Source organism: Halocatena halophila (assembly GCA_027563145.1).
Taxonomy (GTDB): Archaea; Halobacteriota; Halobacteria; order Halobacteriales; family Haloarculaceae; genus Halocatena; species Halocatena halophila.
In genome coordinates, this window is record CP071307.1 from 172,716 (window position 1) to 188,876 (window position 16,161).

Below are 16,161 nucleotides of genomic sequence, written 5' to 3' on the forward strand. Positions count from 1 at the left end.
AGAACCATGAGTACCCTCAAACTTGATCACGTGACGAAAGCGTTCGATGACGGCAGTGAGGACATCATTGCCGTTGACGATCTCTCGATGACCATCGACGATGGCGAGTTTCTCGTTCTCGTTGGACCATCTGGCTGTGGCAAATCGACCACACTCCGGATGCTAGCAGGTTTAGAAACAATCACGGCCGGTGAGATCCACCTCGGTGATCGGGTAATAAACGACGTAAAGCCAAAAGACCGGGACGTTGCGATGGTGTTCCAGTCCTACGCGCTCTATCCGCACATGACTGTCCGTGAGAACATGAACTTTGGACTCGAAGAATCGACTACACTCTCCGATGAGGAGATTCGACCACTCGTTACCGAAACGGCAGAAATGCTTGGCATCGATGAGTTGCTCGATCGAACCCCCGATGAGCTGTCGGGCGGCCAACAACAGCGCGTTGCGCTCGGCCGTGCGATTGTCCGCGACCCGGAGGTGTTCTTGATGGACGAGCCACTGTCGAATCTGGACGCAAAGCTCCGGTCGGACATGCGGACGGAGCTACAGCAACTGCAAGGAGAGCTTGGCACCACCACAGTGTATGTCACTCACGACCAGACCGAAGCAATGACGATGGGCGACCGGATTGCGATTCTCAATGATGGAGTGCTCCAGCAAGTTGCAACGCCCCTAGAGGCGTACCACCGGCCCGCAAACCGGTTTGTCGCAGGATTTATTGGGGACCCATCGATGAATTTCTTCGAGATGACTGTCCAGGATGACCGGTTAGTAACCGAGCAGTTTACATACCCGCTCACACGGAAGCTTCGAGATGCAGTGGACGACGTGTCGCAGGTGACGTTCGGCGTTCGGCCAGAGTCGATTGAGCTAACCCAAGCGACTGCTGCTATCGATCACGAATCCGTCGAGTTCATCGCAGAAGTCTCGGATGAGCATAGCTTCGAGACGATCGTTGATGTTGTCGAACCGATGGGCAACGAGAATACCATCCACCTCTCGTTCAGCGGGGCAGACGACGCCACGTTTGTCGCTACGATCGACGGTGAACGGGAGCTAACCCCAGGACAGACGGTCGTCGCACATATACCCGAATCGGAGATCCATCTCTTCGATGGAGAAACCGGACTAGCAGTACACAACCGTTTGCGTGATGAATCCGAGGCAACTGAATCCACCATGTAACCGCTCAAACTCATAGTTGCTCCTGTTCGCCCAGTATAGCTATACGACTGCCCGAAACAGTATCACTCTAGTAAAAATTTATTTCATAAAGATATTGTATTTTCTAATTAGATATCTTTATTATTGGTGTTGCGAACATTGTGGTTGTCATGTCAGAGCGTGGCAATGGAGATTGCAATTCACGGACGTGGGATGGCAGAGCAGTTGACCGACGGAGCGTTCTCACTGGAATGGCAGGTCTGCTTGGGGCGACTGCGTACTCTCTCGAAGTGTCAGAGACTGTTGGGGCGCAGATCACATCCGGCGATGACTCCAACGTACAGAGTGTGAGTTCGCCGGATGGCTCGATCACGGTTACGGTCGACGTCTCTAGTGGCGTGCCCACGTACAGCATCGAATACAACGGTACAACGTACGTGGAACCGTCACCACTGGGATTCAACTTCGCAAGCCAGGAGACTTTTGGAACGGGGGTCAGTGGTTCGGGTCCAGAAATCACCGTCACAGGCAGCGAGAGCGTCTCCAGCACCGAAGTGTGGGAACCAGTCTGGGGCGACTTCGACCATGTTTCGGAAGACTACACCCTCCTGCGACTCGGGATTGAAGAGACCGCTACCCCTGTGCGCTCAGCGACGCTCGAAGTGAAGGTGTTCGACGATGGACTCGGATTGCGGATCATCTTTGACGATGACTTCGGTGACTTCACGATTACCTCTGAAAACACGGAGTTTCGATTCAGTTCGAACTACACGTGTTGGTATATCGAGAATCAGCTCACCAATCCGCGCTATGAGCAGGAGTACACGAAGACGAAGATCTCTAACGCTCCTGCCGGTGAGCGGACCAGTGGCCATGGAAATACGATCCAACGGGGGACCCACACGCCACTGACAATGGATGCTGGCGACGGGACCTATCTGAGCATTCACGAATCCAACCTCGCTGACTACGCCAAGATGACGTTGGGTCATGCAAGTACAAGCACGAATTTCTTCGCTGAACTGGCCCCGGACTCGGATGGCACGAAGGTAACAGCAACGGCCCCGCATCTCACGCCATGGCGAACGTTTCAGATCGGTGACTCACCAGGCGATCTTATCGAGTCTCAGCTCATCTCGCTTCTGGCAGCCCCCCTCGATTCATCGGCGTTCAACGATGACACCAGTTGGATCTCTGGCCGAAAGTACGCTGGCATCTGGTGGACGATGATCGCCGGAAGCGCCAACTGGGAGTACAAATCTGACGCCGAAATCGAGGACAATGGCAACGATCCAGCACAGTACATCCACGGCGCACGTACCCAACGGATGATGCGATACATGCGGTTCGCAAGCGAGAATGGAATCGACTCCGTGCTCGCTGAAGGCTGGAATACGGGCTGGTCTGATTTTCCCTGTGATGGAACTGGATTCGAGTTTGGCGTCGCAGAATCGTACCCGGACTTCGACGTGAAAACCGTTACCGACTACGGGCAAAGCCTCTCGAATCCGGTCGAGATGATGATGCACAACGAAACCTCCGGGAATCTTCCCAACTACGAAGGCCAGATACACAACGACGTGTTTGTGGAGTACAACGATAACGACATCCATACGATCAAAAACGGATATGTCTGCGACCAGGGGCTCGGTATCGACGGCGACGGCTCGACAGCGGATCACAACAACTTCTGTCAGCAAGCAGTTAACCACAATCGATTCGTCTACCAGGTGGCCGCATCGAACAAGCAGATGCTAGAATGTCACGAGGCACTCCCGCCAACTGGAGAAATTCGGACGTATCCCAACGTCGTTGCTCGAGAAGTCGTGAAAGCCCAGGAATTTGATGGTTTCGACGAACTCGGTTCTGATGTCGGGCGCGATCACCACGTCACGCTTCCATATACCCGGATGCTCGCCGGACCGACCAGTTTCCAGCCAGGTATCTTCGATATCACGTTCAACGACAACTCCGTGGATCGGATCCAGACGACCCGCGCCAAACAACTCGCAATGTACCCGTCATATCTCGCTGGCAACCAGATGATCGCCGATCGTATCGAGGCATACGTCAATCACGAGTTTGGTGTCGGGGAGTTCGTTCAAGCGCAATCGGGACAACTCAACGAGATGATCACGGCAGACAAGTGGCGCAACTGTTTTGGTGGTCACTATGTGCCGATCGATCCTAACCGCGAGCCCTCGGGTGCTACCGTCTCCGTTACGGTAAACGTACCGCAGGCCGGTGACTACGACCTCCACATCCGGTACGCTGCCGACCAGGAGAACAACAGTGATCGAGTCCAGAACAACGGCAGTCCTGAAGCGACCCTCCGTGTCAACAGTTCCACCTCGAAGCTTACTCCTGTCTGGACGAGCTACTGGGATGTGTGGGCCATCCACACAGAAACCGTCTCTCTCAATGCGGGCGACAACGAAATCGCCATCGAACTTCACTACGACTCGAACGGAAACAGTTGGAGCGGTGACGTCGGGGGATTCAACGTCAACACTATCGGTGTTACAAAACAGGACACCGCTGCGCCGTTTCCGGCTGAGTTCACCGATTACGATGGAACCAACGCCGCCGCCGAAAACTTCGAGCCAGAGCCAGAGTTCACGTTCCTGAAAGATGTGCCCGCAAGCTGGGATGAGACCGTTCACGTCAACGGCCAGATCGGCGACTACACCGTCTCTGCCAAGCGCAAAGACAACGAGTGGTATATCGGTGCGATGACGAACGGCGACTCGCGTGCGGTGGACGTGACTCTTGATTTCATCGCCTCTAAGAGCAACGGCTGGAACGCCGAGATGTATGAGGATGCCGATGGAACCGACGTCACCTCCAATCCGACGGAGGTAGCGATCACTCGAACCACCGTCCAGAACGGTGATACCTTGACATTGTCGTTGCCAGCAAGTGGTGGCACGGCGATCCGGTTGTGGCCTGCCTGAGCGTTCACCCACGAACACGGATCTCTGTGAGTTTCAAAAAGGGGGTGCCGCCAGCGCGGGCCCCCCTCGATACATCGGCGTTATTGACTCGTGTGTGACGATTGACTTTGGATATTGTTCCTCACTGTATATCAAAATATGCAAATACGTTGTCCATCTCTATCTGTCGTTATCAACCACTTATATTTCTCTTCGACAATCAGTGTGATAGCATGAATGATATTGATCTCGAGATGGCACTCGAGAGATTTGGATTTTCGGAAAAGGAAGTAGCGACGTACCTCGTTATCATCAACCACGGTCAAATCAAAGTAAGCGCCCTCGCAAAAAAAGCAGACATCTCGGTGCGATACGCGTACAATGTCGCCGAGCGGCTCGAACGCCGGGGTCTCGTGATGGTTAACGATTATGTCACGCCAACAATGATACGGGCAGTGTCCCCATCCGACTCGATTTCACAACTGAAAGACGAACTCTCCACGATTGAGTCGGAACTTGACTCACGCTTTGAGGAGAATCGGTTCGAACACCAGGTCGAGGTTCTCAAAACCCAGTCGACACTCTTTAAGCGAATTCGTGAGAACATCCGAACGGCGGACAAAGAAATCATACTTTCGATTCCAGCCCGATCAGTGTCCGATTTCGCTGATGATCTGCGCGGCGCACTTGATCGTGGGGTCTTTATCGTTCTGTTGGTGACCGGATCTGAAACAATGGTCTCAGAGATCGACACGATTGCGTCCATCGTCCGTACGTGGGATGAAGACGCCCCCGTGCTGATGGCCGTTGATAGTTGGAAGGGGATCATCTCACCCCCAGATATGTTTCGGAGGATCAACTCTCACAAACACGGTATCCGTCTCAGAGAATATCAGCTCACACCGATTCTTATCAGTGCATTTCTGGGCAATTACTGGCGATGTGGCTCAGAAGTCTATCTTACTCGATCAATGGAACTTCCCCACGAATACACTGCGTGGCGACACGCGGTGTTCGATGCTACATGTCTCTTGAAACAGGAGGCAACTCTCCACGCAGAAATAAAGGTTCGGTCAGTTTCTGCTGCCACCGGCTTCGAGACCGTCGCTGGTCGGGTCGTCGAAACGCGTCAAGCAATTATTGACCCGTCGTCGGGGACACTTCCCATTGAGAACACCCTCTTCATTGCGATCGATGGTGATGTTTACTCGGTCGGTGGACCGGGAGCCTTCCTTGAAGAGTACGAAGCGAAAATGATCCGTCTAACAGCCTGAATAGACACGGAGATGTTTGTACATGGGATCGATGTTGTGGAGCTTAAAGTGCAGAAAAACGGGTTATTGCGCCCAACTAACAATCTAAATATTCCGTCCATCCAATTCGTTTTGTCTCAGCATATATTCGGAACGGTCATCACAACCACCCCCCGCTTGGATCTGTTTCAATATGGCTTTTGTATTGTTATACGAATTCAAGGAGAATTCCTATAAGTACGAGAGATAGCTTCCCTCCGAACACGTACAGGCCATTCTTCGACCCGTCGATAGACAACAACGCTATTCACGAATCCACGCTGAAGTCGTGAGAAGATGTCGAACTCGGCTCTTGTCGATTCGAGTTTGTCCCCAATGACTTTGGTGGTGCGCTGCGTGGTAGCCTTGGGGGAGGATACACGCTCTGCAGTCAAAGCCCTCCATTCCTTCGAACTGACTTGAGAAGAGAATCTCCACCAGGTGTTCCTGAGAATGAATACTTGGCAGTCTATTGTTGCGGTCGACGAAGTGAATGCAACGTGTATTTATGGTCCAGTACGTACTCAACGCTCTGGAGAGTGGAGTCCGATTCGACGGCGACGGCTATTGTTCGTCTATACATCCCCTGACCGTCTGAAACCAGCTTTATGGTTACTAGAAGCGCGCGCTGGAGTACACGGCTACTGCGTTCGTGTTCCTGGATACATTCCCGACGGTCGGTCTGTATCTGGAAGATGATCCAGATCGACGTATCGAGGCAGTCCTCTCCTCAATCTTCTCAAGTTGGCAATATGACTCCTCCGGATCAGAGCCTTCCAGACCAACGAGTGAACCAAAGCAGACAACACCCCTAAGAGCCTCTATCGCCGAAGCGCAAGTATGAATGAGGCATTTGAGGATCTTCAGTTTCTCGCTCGGTCTCCGACACGCATTCGTGCAGTGAAATTATTAGCGGCAACCCCTCGAAATCGGGACGAACTTGTCGACGAGCTCGATATTTCACGGGCGACGTTGAGTCGTTTGCTCCGCCAGCTTGAAGATCGGGACTGGATCAGACGTGATAAAGAGCGGTATACGACGACTCGGTTCGGGACAGCTATGGCAACTGATATCACCCAGCTCTTAGAAACCGCGACGACGATCCGCCAATTGCGAGGAATTGTGCAGTATTTACCGTTCGATGACCTTGGCATCGAGATTCACCAACTCAACGACGCACGGATAACAGAGGCGACCAGCGCAGATCCTGTGGCACCTGCCCGACGCGTCGGACAGGTGCTTGATTCAGCCGAACGGACACGAATTCTCAAACACGTGATCGATCCAAACGCATCACGATCGCAGTACGGGGCGGTTATTGACGGCACCTTACAGACAGAGATCATACTCACCCACGACGCGATTACTACCGTCTGTGAGTATCCTGACAGCCGACAACGGTATCAGGATATGATCGCAAATGATGTGGGTGTCTACCGGTGCGATGATACCATACCGATCAATCTAAAAATCGTCGACGAAACAGTCCTATTCAGCCTAACTGACGATAATGGGCTCGTGCTGGCACTCATCGAAAGCGACGATGAAGACGTTCGCTCGTGGGCGACCGATCTATTCAACGGATACCGAGACGAAGCGACGCCGGTCGGCAGAGAAACATTTACTTCCCATAGAGAGTGAGCGATTTGTCCTTCCCCATTGTGTGAAGTTCCATAGTTGCGTGTGTTTCACTGCAATAGTGGCTGGAGATTGCAGGGGCTGCAATATCGTCTACTAATTGCAGGGCAAATCACTATTTTCCAACCACCTCTTCGTTAGGTATGGTCCAAAACCAATCCGGTCAGCAGACAGAGATTCCGTCCGATATCTGTGGAGATGTACAAGAACTTATGAATAATCAGCCGCTCGAAGAGACGGCTGCGCTGGTAACCGGTGGTTCTGGCAGTATGGGTCGAGAGACCGCAAAGGCACTTGGTGCGCTTGGTGCTGATCTCGCTGTTCACTACCACAGTGACGAACAGGAGGCCGCTGCCGTTGTCGATGCAGTCGAAGAGTACGATAGTACAGCAATCACCATTCAGGCTGACGTGACAGATATAGACGATATTGAAGCGATATACCAACAGGCCATCGACGAGTTCGGTCGACTGGACATTCTCATCAACACGCCAGGGGTCATGGTGAAAAAGCCACTGTCGGAGGTGAATGAGGGGGAGTTCGATCGAATGTTCAACGTACACACGAAAGGGACGTTCTTTTGTCTCCGTGAAGCCGCCCGACATATGAACGACAACGGACGGATTCTCAATCTTTCAACGACGCTAACGGGCGTAATGACGGGACAGTATTCGGTGTATGCCGGTGCAAAGGCGGCGACCGAGCAGTTCACGAAGATGCTTGCAAAAGAAATTGGGGATCGAGGGATTACTGTCAATACGGTCGCTCCCGGTCCGGTCGATACGTCGTTCTACCATCCGAGTGAAACTGAGGAGTCCACCGAGTTCTACAAATCCCTGAGCATTGCGAATCGTCTGGGAAAAGTGAGCGATATTGTACCAGTGCTGGCGTTTCTTTGTACTGAACAGGCCCGCTGGGTTACCGGTCAGACCATCCGTGTTAACGGTGGATTGGCTGACTAAGATGAGCAATCAATTGGGTTACAACGGGTATTTTTAGGAATGATACGCATCATTTATACAGGTTACCAATGAGCACGACCGATTCAACAGGCTCCTTTGAGCCCGACGCAACCGACGTGAGCGATCAAGGCAAAGCCGCCTCGACGCTTGAATTGTTTTTCGATCTGGTGTTTGTCTTCGCATTCACGCAGGTTACCAGCTTCCTCGTTGAGCAACCCACCTGGAGTGGGCTCGCACAAGGCACAGCAATTCTCGCAGCGGTCTGGTGGGCGTGGGTCGTCTACTCGTGGCTGACGGCCACCGCATCCGCAGAGGAGGCTGTATCAGAACGATTGGTGTTATTGGGAGCGATGGGGGCGATGGTCGTCGTTGCACTATCAGTTCCGGATGCATTCGGTGACACAGGGCTGGTGTTCGGTGTCGCGTATTTCGTCGTCCGCTCGTTTCACGTTCTGCTGTACACTCTCAGTGCACCTCCAGAAACCCGGACTGCGGTCCGCCGGGTTGCACCAGGATTTCTCGGTGGGCCAGCACTGCTCGTCGTCGCCGGAATCGTTACTGGTCCGCTCGTTGGCGTCCTATGGGCCACGGCGCTAGTGATCGACTATGGCATCGTCTTCGTTCGTGGCGTTGAAGGATTCTACTGTGAAGTTGGACACTTCATCGAACGCCACCAACTGATTATGATCATCGCACTGGGCGAGTCGATTGTTGCGATCGGCGTCGGTGTCGGCACAGAACAACTTATCAGCGGGCCACTGGTACTGCTTGCCGTTCTGCTGGGTTTTACACTCATCGTCACGCTGTGGTGGCTCTACTTCGATTACATCATTCTCGCTGCTGGACAGCGACTTGCTGAAGTGAGCGGCCACGATCGCACACTGCTGGCGCGCGATTCCTACAGTGTGTTACACCTGCCGATCGTAGGCAGCATTATCTTCATCGCGCTCGGCATCGAACAGACGCTTGCCCACCTTCATGATCCGCTCGGTATCATCGCTGCTGTAGGATTATGTGGTGGATGCGCGCTGTATTTACTCGGGCACAACGCGTGGCGATACCACGATCACGGCACAGTGAGCGTTGCTCGACTCGTCGTGACAGCCGTCGCGCTCGTGCTGATTCCCGTAGCGGTGCAGGTTCCCTCATTCACCGTCCTCACTGCCCTCGTGGTGCTCTTCGTTGTGCTTGCGGGATACGAAACGAAATTTTCTGAAGATCGGAATGCCATTCGTGGACGCCACTTCACCCATGAAGAGTGATGAATGCAATACTAGCCGCTGAGTAGCCGTTTGAGAAGGCTGCTGGCATATCGAACTGCGGATGCAACACGACATCGGACATCGAAAGATACGATGAGGGAGATCGGCGATATCATAATGACTGCCCTGACAGCGCATCGCTCGACCCGAGAGGACGAGTCCGCTCAGGTTGATGTCTGGCCAACGACGCGTCTCAAGTGATGTAATGCTGATTTCTCGACCTGCTCGCTCACGCTATCAAGCACTTTCAACGAGTTGAAACGCACGGCCAATCTGGTGGACCGGACACCAGTCTTTTCCCTCGTTACCCTCTCTTTGCAGTATGTTTTTCTCATCAGCATCTCTGGCAGTCCAAGGTGTGGCCTCAACCCCGGTGACGGTCGAGATGCTCGTCGTTTTCGCACTCATCTTCCTCGCACTCGTGCTGTTTGCGACCGAATGGTACCCGATCGACGTTACTGCCATCCTGGTGATGGTTCTGTTGATGATTCTCGAACCGTGGACACAAATCTCTCCGCAGGAGGGGCTTTCGGGGTTTGCCAACCCTGCCACGATTACTGTACTGGCCATGCTCATCCTGAGCACGGGGATCAATCGAACCGGTATTGTCCAGCTGATCAGTCGGAAGATGGCCGCATTCGCCGGTACCGACCAGCGCAAGCAACTTGGGGCAACGATCGGTGTTACCGGGCCGATCTCGGGGCTCATCAACAATACACCCGTCGTTGCTATTCTGGTTCCGGTCATCGCTGATCTCGCACACAACGGTAAGACATCACCATCAAAGCTTCTCATCCCGCTGTCGTTCGCCTCAATGCTTGGTGGAACGTTGACGCTCATTGGAACGTCGACGAACATTCTCGCCAGCAATATCGCCGCTCAACTCGGCGCAGAGTCTCCAGAACTCGGATTGCACGCGTTTGGGATGTTCGAGTTCACCAAACTCGGCATTGTCGTTTTCGTGGTCGGCGCGATCTATCTCATGACGGTCGGTGTTCGGTTACTTCCCAAGCGGATTCCAGCTGACGAGGACCTCGTTGAAGAGTATGCCCTTCAGGAGTACCTCGCAGACGTTGTCGCTCCCGCGAATTCGTCGTTGATCGGGCAGCCAGTTGAAAAAGCGTTCGGCAAAGATGACCTCGACATCGACGTGTTACAGTTGATTCGAGACGGGGAGCGTTTCTCCGACCCATTGGCGCGCAAGGAGATTCGCGAGAATGACACGCTCCGACTCAGAACGAATCGAGAGACGCTCGAACACATCATGGATGCGCAAGGACTCGCACTAACGGGAGGCCCTCCAACCGAAGAGGACCTCAATTCGGATGAGGATGAACCAGTTCTCGTCGAGATTGTCATTCCATCAGGATCGTTCCTCGTCAACGAGACCCTTGCGAGTTCGACTTTCCGACAGCGCTACGACGCGAACGTCCTTGCCTTTCGTACTCGTGGTGACGTCGTCCGGGATCGGTTCGAAGACATCAGTATTCGGGTCGGTGACACGCTCCTGGTACAGGCACCACCCGATAGCCTCACCCGACTCGTTGAGAACGAAGACTTCATCGTCGCCCACGAATTCGACGAGGTGACCTATCGGAGCGAGAAGATCCCGTTCGCGGTCTGTATCATCGCTGGCGTGGTCGCGCTTCCAGCGCTGAACATCCTCCCGATTGTCGTCTCAGCGTTAGCGGGGGTGGTGGCGATGATTTTCACCGGCGTCCTCAAACCGACCGAACTCTATTCGTCAGTCGAGTGGAACGTGATCTTCCTCCTGGCAGGTGTTATCCCGCTGGGAATCGCTCTGCAGCAGACTGGGGCTGCTGCGCTTCTCGGGAATGCCGTCGCCTCAACGGCAACATTCTTACCCACGATCGGCGTTCTGTGGATGTTTTATCTCGTGACCGGTCTGTTGACGAGCGTCATCAGCAACAACGCGAGCATCGTGTTGATGATTCCTGTGGCTGCCAGCGCCGCTCAGTCGATCGGAGCGAACGCGTTTGCGTTCGTCTTGGCCGTTACGTTTGCGGCCTCAACGGCATTCATGACTCCGATTGGGTATCAGACGAATCTCTTCGTCTACGGACCTGGTGGCTACACGTTCTCAGACTTCCTCCGCGTTGGCGCGCCGTTACAGTTGCTGTTGTCAGTCGTCACGGTCGTCGGAATCGCGTTCTTCTGGGGTATTCGTGCGTGAATTGTGCTCACTTCCACCGAGATTGTCTTTGGAACCATCCATCGCTCACCACAGGACTATCCGACTAGAGAGTCAAACCTTAGGGATGGCAGATGACAAACAGGGCCGAGACGAAAAAGCGGATAACGAAAAACGTCGCCAGCGAGAGCGTATGCAAGAAGAGGCACGTACCCGCGCCGATGAAGAAGAACCGGTGCGCGTTGACTCTGGTGAGCAGCTCGGTGACCTTGATGGAGCACTCGAAACCCACAACTATCCGACAACAACTGATGAATTGGTCGAAGCCTATGGCGGCTATGAAATCGAAACGCAAGGAGGGACAAAATCCCTCAATAAAGTGCTTGCTGGGACCGATAACCAGCAGTATGACTCCCCCATGGATGTTCGACAGCGGCTGCTTGGATTGGTTCATCGCTAAATCTTGCTGGCCGGATTGGCCGTATCGGTAATGGGCGTCATCACCGAATTTCTACAATCAACTCCAATCGCTTCATCAATAGTCTCGGTCTCAGTATTCTCTCACTGTTCCTTTATAAGGGCGTGCCCACCTGGATTTGGCACGCCTTTTCGGTATTGAGGAGCGGTGGATAGGATCGGCTAACGTATATTTAGAGTGCTCATTTCGGCTTTCTATGTATTGTCGGTTTTAAAACCCATATAATACTCAATATTACCAATATCAATGCATAATGAATCCTGCTGGACGACATCTATTGTATGCGGGATATATTAAAAAAGGAGAAGCTCTAATAGTCGGGCGTGATAATTCACACCAATTGCGATGACAGCAATTGAAACCACCACCCTCACCAAGCGGTATGGTGATACCCTCGCAGTTGATTCGTTGGCCCTCCAGATTCCATCCGGCGTCGTGTATGGATTTCTCGGTCCAAACGGTGCTGGAAAGACGACGACCATGCGGATGTTGACCGGATTGCTCACACCGAGTAGCGGGAGTGCGCACGTGGGTGGCGTCTCGGTTACCGATCGAGACGCCCTGCGGTCACAGATCGGCTATCTTCCAGAAACGCCACCGTTATACGACGAAGCGACCGCATTCGAGCAGTTGACCTACGCAGCTGGGTTGCGTGATCTTCCTGAAGATCCAACACAGGAGCGTATCGAAACGCTTCTGGACGATTTTGATCTCCTCGACGATGCTGACGATCGGATCGACGGCTATTCGAAAGGAATGCGACAGAAAGTTGCCTATATACAGGCCGTCTTACATGAACCGCCAGTGGTGTTTCTCGATGAGCCAACCTCAGGCCTTGATCCCCGGGCTGCAAAGACGATTCGCCAGCGGATCCGCGGGTTAGCAGACGATGGGACGACGGTGTTTCTCTCTACGCACATCCTTCCGGTCGTCGAAGACGTTGCAGACACTGTTGGAATTCTCTCCGATGGAGCGCTCATCGCCGAAGACACGCCCACTAGCATGACACAGCGCGCCGAAAGTGGACAAAAACAGTCTCTCGAAGACGTCTTCTTGGAGCTGACTGACTCTGAGCAAGCTGCTGAGGTGCAGCCAAATGGCTGAGTCGGGCTGGCTTACCCACGCCTGGCAAATGGGCTGGTTCGATTTTAAGCGAACGCTCACTGGGGTGTGGGACGACAAATCGCGATTGGCGATGACGGTTGGACCAATGGTGTTCGTCGGCATCGTTGGCCTCGCATTGCTCGTTGCGTTTGCTGATGAGTTGCAAGGACTTTCGGGGGTGACACTCCCTGATGGTGCTCGGGGGCAGGTAGCAATGTTCTGGGTGTTCGGTGTCTATATCCTCACCAACCGATTAGTCACACAACGGAGTCGACTCGAAGCCGAGGCGTTCGTGTTGACAACAGTGTCTGCACGGACGGCGGCTATGGGCCACATTATCGCCGAAACGCTACGAGGACTGGCGTATTTTGCAGCGCCAACAATCGTGCTCACGGCTGCTGGATTCATCATCTTTGGTTCGCCCGGGGTATTTCTCACCATTCCGATCGCGACAGTGACGTTCGTGATGACTGCGATACTCACCGGAACTGCAGTTGGGTATTTGATCGCCTGGTTACTCACGCACGTGAAATTCATTAGACGGTATAAGACCATCATTGGTGGATCCCTGGTAGCGGTCGTAATGGGTGGCTATCTGATGGCAGTAATGGGCCCGATGGAGGGATTGAATATGTCATTTTTGGACTGGCTCCCACCTGGATGGCTTCTTGATGTTGGCGTATTGGGGATAGGAGAAGCGATTGAGGGATCGACCGTGAAGGCTGCCGGATCGATGCTATCGAGCGCACTGCTTCTCATCGGTGGAATGGTCGCCACTGATCGAATTACGAATGGATACTGGTACAGTGCACCAGTCAGCATCGACGATGACGATGACCCGACTGATCACAGCGAGCGTTCATATCAGCTGGGACCGCTCCCATTTCCGAAGTTTATCTCCCAGCCGACTCGTCGGGTGTCTGAGTGGGTGATTATGCGTTCGATCCGTGATCCAAGCCGACTCTCGTATCTCACAGTTCCGGCGATTGTCGTCTTCGATGCCGTATTTATCGCCTACAACGATGGTGCGCTTGACGTAACGCTCGCACCGGTGTTTGCCATTGGTCTCCCATGGATTTTCAGTGAGGTTGCCGGGATGAATCCACTCGGTGATGAGGGTTCGATGTTGCCACTGCTGGTAGCATCCATCTCTGCACGGCAGTATATCCATGGCCTGCTGGTCCCAGGGCTCCTTGTTGGGCTTCCACTCGCCGGAATACTCACCGGACTCGCTGGGATGATCTCACCCTACTCGTCAGTTGAAATTGCTGGATTGGTCGGGATAGCGCTGTATCTGACCTTCGTAGCAGTGATAATAGCTCCCGCACTGGGCATGGCGATGCCACGTTTCGATGCGATTTCAATCGGACGGAGCGACGACGTACTCCCCCCTCGGATGAGCACGGTTGTCCTCCACAGCTTGAGTGTGGTCGTTCCCGGCGCAGTACTCGGTGGCCTGCTCCTCGATCCTGAACTGACCAGGACCGCGCTGTCGTTCATCTTCGGTGGCATCCCAGCGCTTGTGCTCGGAGTCCTTGATGTGGGTGGGGTCGGTTGGTTCGAACAGTTAATGGCTGATATCCAGGCAACTGATATCGAAACATTGCGTTATGGCCTCGGTGGTGGAATAATTGCTGGTGGTCTTTTCGTGGCAGGCGTCTGTTATCAACACGCAATCAGTCGCTTTGAGAAATACGAGCCTCAGTAGTCCACGTGGCGAACGGATATACGAACGACGAGGACCAACAACTGTTTGGAATTCTGAAAGCCTGCTTTGGCTCCTGTCCAGCGTAACGACAACCAAGCTTCAACACATTCTTGTCTAATTAGTAATATGAATTGCCTTTTTCGTTATCCGATTCAGCGTTCGAGCTGTTTTTTGATGGATAGCGTATTGGATTGTGTGACTCGATCAACGTTCCATTCTCAACCCGATTGATTCCGATGGCGGGAATTGTTACCTATCTCTCAGTTTTGTGAGCGCCAGTCATCGTCCATCAAATGTTGTTCCCTCAAAGGGGCGGTGAAATACTTTGGTTTGTTCGCTCATGAGTGCTCTGTCACGATGGTGAGCTAACCGATGCACACACGTTGGGTACGGTCCCTATGGCTATCTCAAAAAGCGTCCGGCAATCGCCGGCAGCACGCTCTTCGCTCACGAATGTGGAGGAGCACGCAGATGATTCAGATACCAGTAATAGCACAGACAGTAGGCATTGATGCCAACACTGTTAGGGGAAAAGTGATTTCTCGCTTCACGAAACGGTGGAATACGAATCATGGATATATGATTCCAGATAGCAGGGTCAGCCGATTGTTGTGTCTCATAGCGAATCAGCTATCACCTGGAATATGAGTTCGCCAAGCGATACGGAGGTTATCGTCATCACTGGAGCGAACGAGGGAATCGGCTTTCACTTGTTACGAGCGCTTGCCGAGGATACTCGTCGGATTGGGGTGCTCGATACGAGCGGTGACAATATTCGTGGGCTCCAGGATGATGTTGTTGCTCAGATTCAATATTACGAATGCGATGTGACGGAGACCGACGAGGTAAACACCGCAGTGAACGATATTATCGACCAATGGGATCGAATCGACATCCTCATCAACAACGCCGGTGTGGCCAGGATCGCTCCGTTCGAAGACCAATCAATTGCCGATACACGACGTGAGTTTGAGGTCAATTTCTTTGGCTATCAACGGTTGGTCCGCGCAGTTCTCCCCCACATGCTTGAGCGTGGTGACGGTATTATCCACTGTATGGGATCGGGGACTGCGGACACCGGACATCCCGGTATGTCCGGGTATTCCGCAACGAAAGGAGCCATCAACGCATTCGTCCGCTCACTCCAGTTAGAACTCCAGCAGACGGACGTCTTCTGTACGGTTCTGATTCCCCCATCGACGAACACACAGATGACCGCCGATCTCGACTACCCTGAGTGGATGACGGTTTCCCCCGAAACAGTTGGTCGTAAGCTAGCACGCAAAATTCACTCTACTCGACCGGTGATCACCCCCGATTGGACCACCAAAATTGGCCTGTTTCTCACCCGGCGCTTTCCGTCCCTCTGGCGAAGAATGACGGCAGGAACCATTGAAAATATAGAATAGAGATATAAATATCTTGAAATAATCACCGTTCCATAACTATCTTGGTACTCTACGAC

At 53.2% G+C, this 16,161-nt stretch carries 11 protein-coding genes; all 11 read left to right on the plus strand.

Features of this window, described 5'->3' with window-relative positions:
• The first annotated feature begins 6 nt into the window (after positions 1–6).
• The 11 genes from JXQ78_RS15040 to JXQ78_RS15090 all read left to right on the plus strand — a co-directional run bounded on the left by JXQ78_RS15040 (position 7) and on the right by JXQ78_RS15090 (position 16,105).
• Entirely contained in the window at positions 7–1,188 is a 1,182-nt protein-coding gene (locus JXQ78_RS15040; protein WP_330633336.1) for an ABC transporter ATP-binding protein, read from the plus strand.
• 149 nt (positions 1,189–1,337) lie between these two features.
• Complete coding sequence (locus JXQ78_RS15045; protein WP_330633337.1) at positions 1,338–4,121, plus strand: glycoside hydrolase family 97 catalytic domain-containing protein; 2,784 nt, start codon at positions 1,338–1,340, stop codon at positions 4,119–4,121.
• A 212-nt stretch (positions 4,122–4,333) separates the two neighbouring features.
• Complete coding sequence (locus JXQ78_RS15050) at positions 4,334–5,374, plus strand: TrmB family transcriptional regulator (protein ID WP_330633338.1); 1,041 nt, start codon at positions 4,334–4,336, stop codon at positions 5,372–5,374.
• A gap of 858 nt (positions 5,375–6,232) precedes the next feature.
• Positions 6,233–7,033, plus strand: coding sequence for a helix-turn-helix transcriptional regulator (locus JXQ78_RS15055; RefSeq protein WP_330633339.1), 801 nt, complete (start codon positions 6,233–6,235; stop codon positions 7,031–7,033).
• Positions 7,034–7,242: 209 nt separating this feature from the next.
• A complete protein-coding gene (locus JXQ78_RS15060; RefSeq protein ID WP_330633340.1) occupies positions 7,243–7,992 on the plus strand; it encodes an SDR family oxidoreductase in 750 nt (249 codons plus the stop codon).
• A 68-nt stretch (positions 7,993–8,060) separates the two neighbouring features.
• Positions 8,061–9,254, plus strand: coding sequence for a low temperature requirement protein A (locus JXQ78_RS15065; RefSeq protein ID WP_330633341.1), 1,194 nt, complete (start codon positions 8,061–8,063; stop codon positions 9,252–9,254).
• A gap of 385 nt (positions 9,255–9,639) precedes the next feature.
• Positions 9,640–11,448, plus strand: coding sequence for an SLC13 family permease (locus JXQ78_RS15070; RefSeq protein ID WP_330633552.1), 1,809 nt, complete (start codon positions 9,640–9,642; stop codon positions 11,446–11,448).
• An 85-nt stretch (positions 11,449–11,533) separates the two neighbouring features.
• Positions 11,534–11,866, plus strand: coding sequence for a DUF5789 family protein (locus JXQ78_RS15075; protein WP_330633342.1), 333 nt, complete (start codon positions 11,534–11,536; stop codon positions 11,864–11,866).
• A 363-nt stretch (positions 11,867–12,229) separates the two neighbouring features.
• Complete coding sequence (locus tag JXQ78_RS15080) at positions 12,230–12,988, plus strand: ABC transporter ATP-binding protein (RefSeq protein ID WP_330633343.1); 759 nt, start codon at positions 12,230–12,232, stop codon at positions 12,986–12,988.
• On the plus strand, positions 12,981–14,696 hold the full coding sequence (locus tag JXQ78_RS15085; protein ID WP_330633344.1) for a hypothetical protein: 1,716 nt from the start codon (positions 12,981–12,983) through the stop codon (positions 14,694–14,696). Before JXQ78_RS15080 ends, JXQ78_RS15085 begins: the two co-directional genes overlap by 8 nt.
• 644 nt (positions 14,697–15,340) lie before the next feature.
• On the plus strand, positions 15,341–16,105 hold the full coding sequence (locus JXQ78_RS15090) for an SDR family NAD(P)-dependent oxidoreductase (RefSeq protein ID WP_330633345.1): 765 nt from the start codon (positions 15,341–15,343) through the stop codon (positions 16,103–16,105).
• Positions 16,106–16,161: the final 56 nt, after the last annotated feature.

Bases quoted from the DNA above. Each gene is read 5' to 3' on its own strand.
- JXQ78_RS15050 (WP_330633338.1), top strand. From the start codon at position 4,334: ATGAATGATATTGATCTCGAGATGGCACTCGAGAGATTTGGATTTTCG.
- JXQ78_RS15055 (WP_330633339.1), top strand. From the start codon at position 6,233: ATGAATGAGGCATTTGAGGATCTTCAGTTTCTCGCTCGGTCTCCGACA.
- JXQ78_RS15060 (WP_330633340.1), top strand. From the start codon at position 7,243: ATGAATAATCAGCCGCTCGAAGAGACGGCTGCGCTGGTAACCGGTGGT.
- JXQ78_RS15080 (WP_330633343.1), top strand. From the start codon at position 12,230: ATGACAGCAATTGAAACCACCACCCTCACCAAGCGGTATGGTGATACC.
- JXQ78_RS15045 (WP_330633337.1), top strand. From the start codon at position 1,338: ATGTCAGAGCGTGGCAATGGAGATTGCAATTCACGGACGTGGGATGGC.
- JXQ78_RS15070 (WP_330633552.1), top strand. From the start codon at position 9,640: ATGCTCGTCGTTTTCGCACTCATCTTCCTCGCACTCGTGCTGTTTGCG.
- JXQ78_RS15090 (WP_330633345.1), top strand. From the start codon at position 15,341: ATGAGTTCGCCAAGCGATACGGAGGTTATCGTCATCACTGGAGCGAAC.
- JXQ78_RS15040 (WP_330633336.1), top strand. From the start codon at position 7: ATGAGTACCCTCAAACTTGATCACGTGACGAAAGCGTTCGATGACGGC.
- JXQ78_RS15065 (WP_330633341.1), top strand. From the start codon at position 8,061: ATGAGCACGACCGATTCAACAGGCTCCTTTGAGCCCGACGCAACCGAC.
- JXQ78_RS15085 (WP_330633344.1), top strand. From the start codon at position 12,981: ATGGCTGAGTCGGGCTGGCTTACCCACGCCTGGCAAATGGGCTGGTTC.
- JXQ78_RS15075 (WP_330633342.1), top strand. From the start codon at position 11,534: ATGGCAGATGACAAACAGGGCCGAGACGAAAAAGCGGATAACGAAAAA.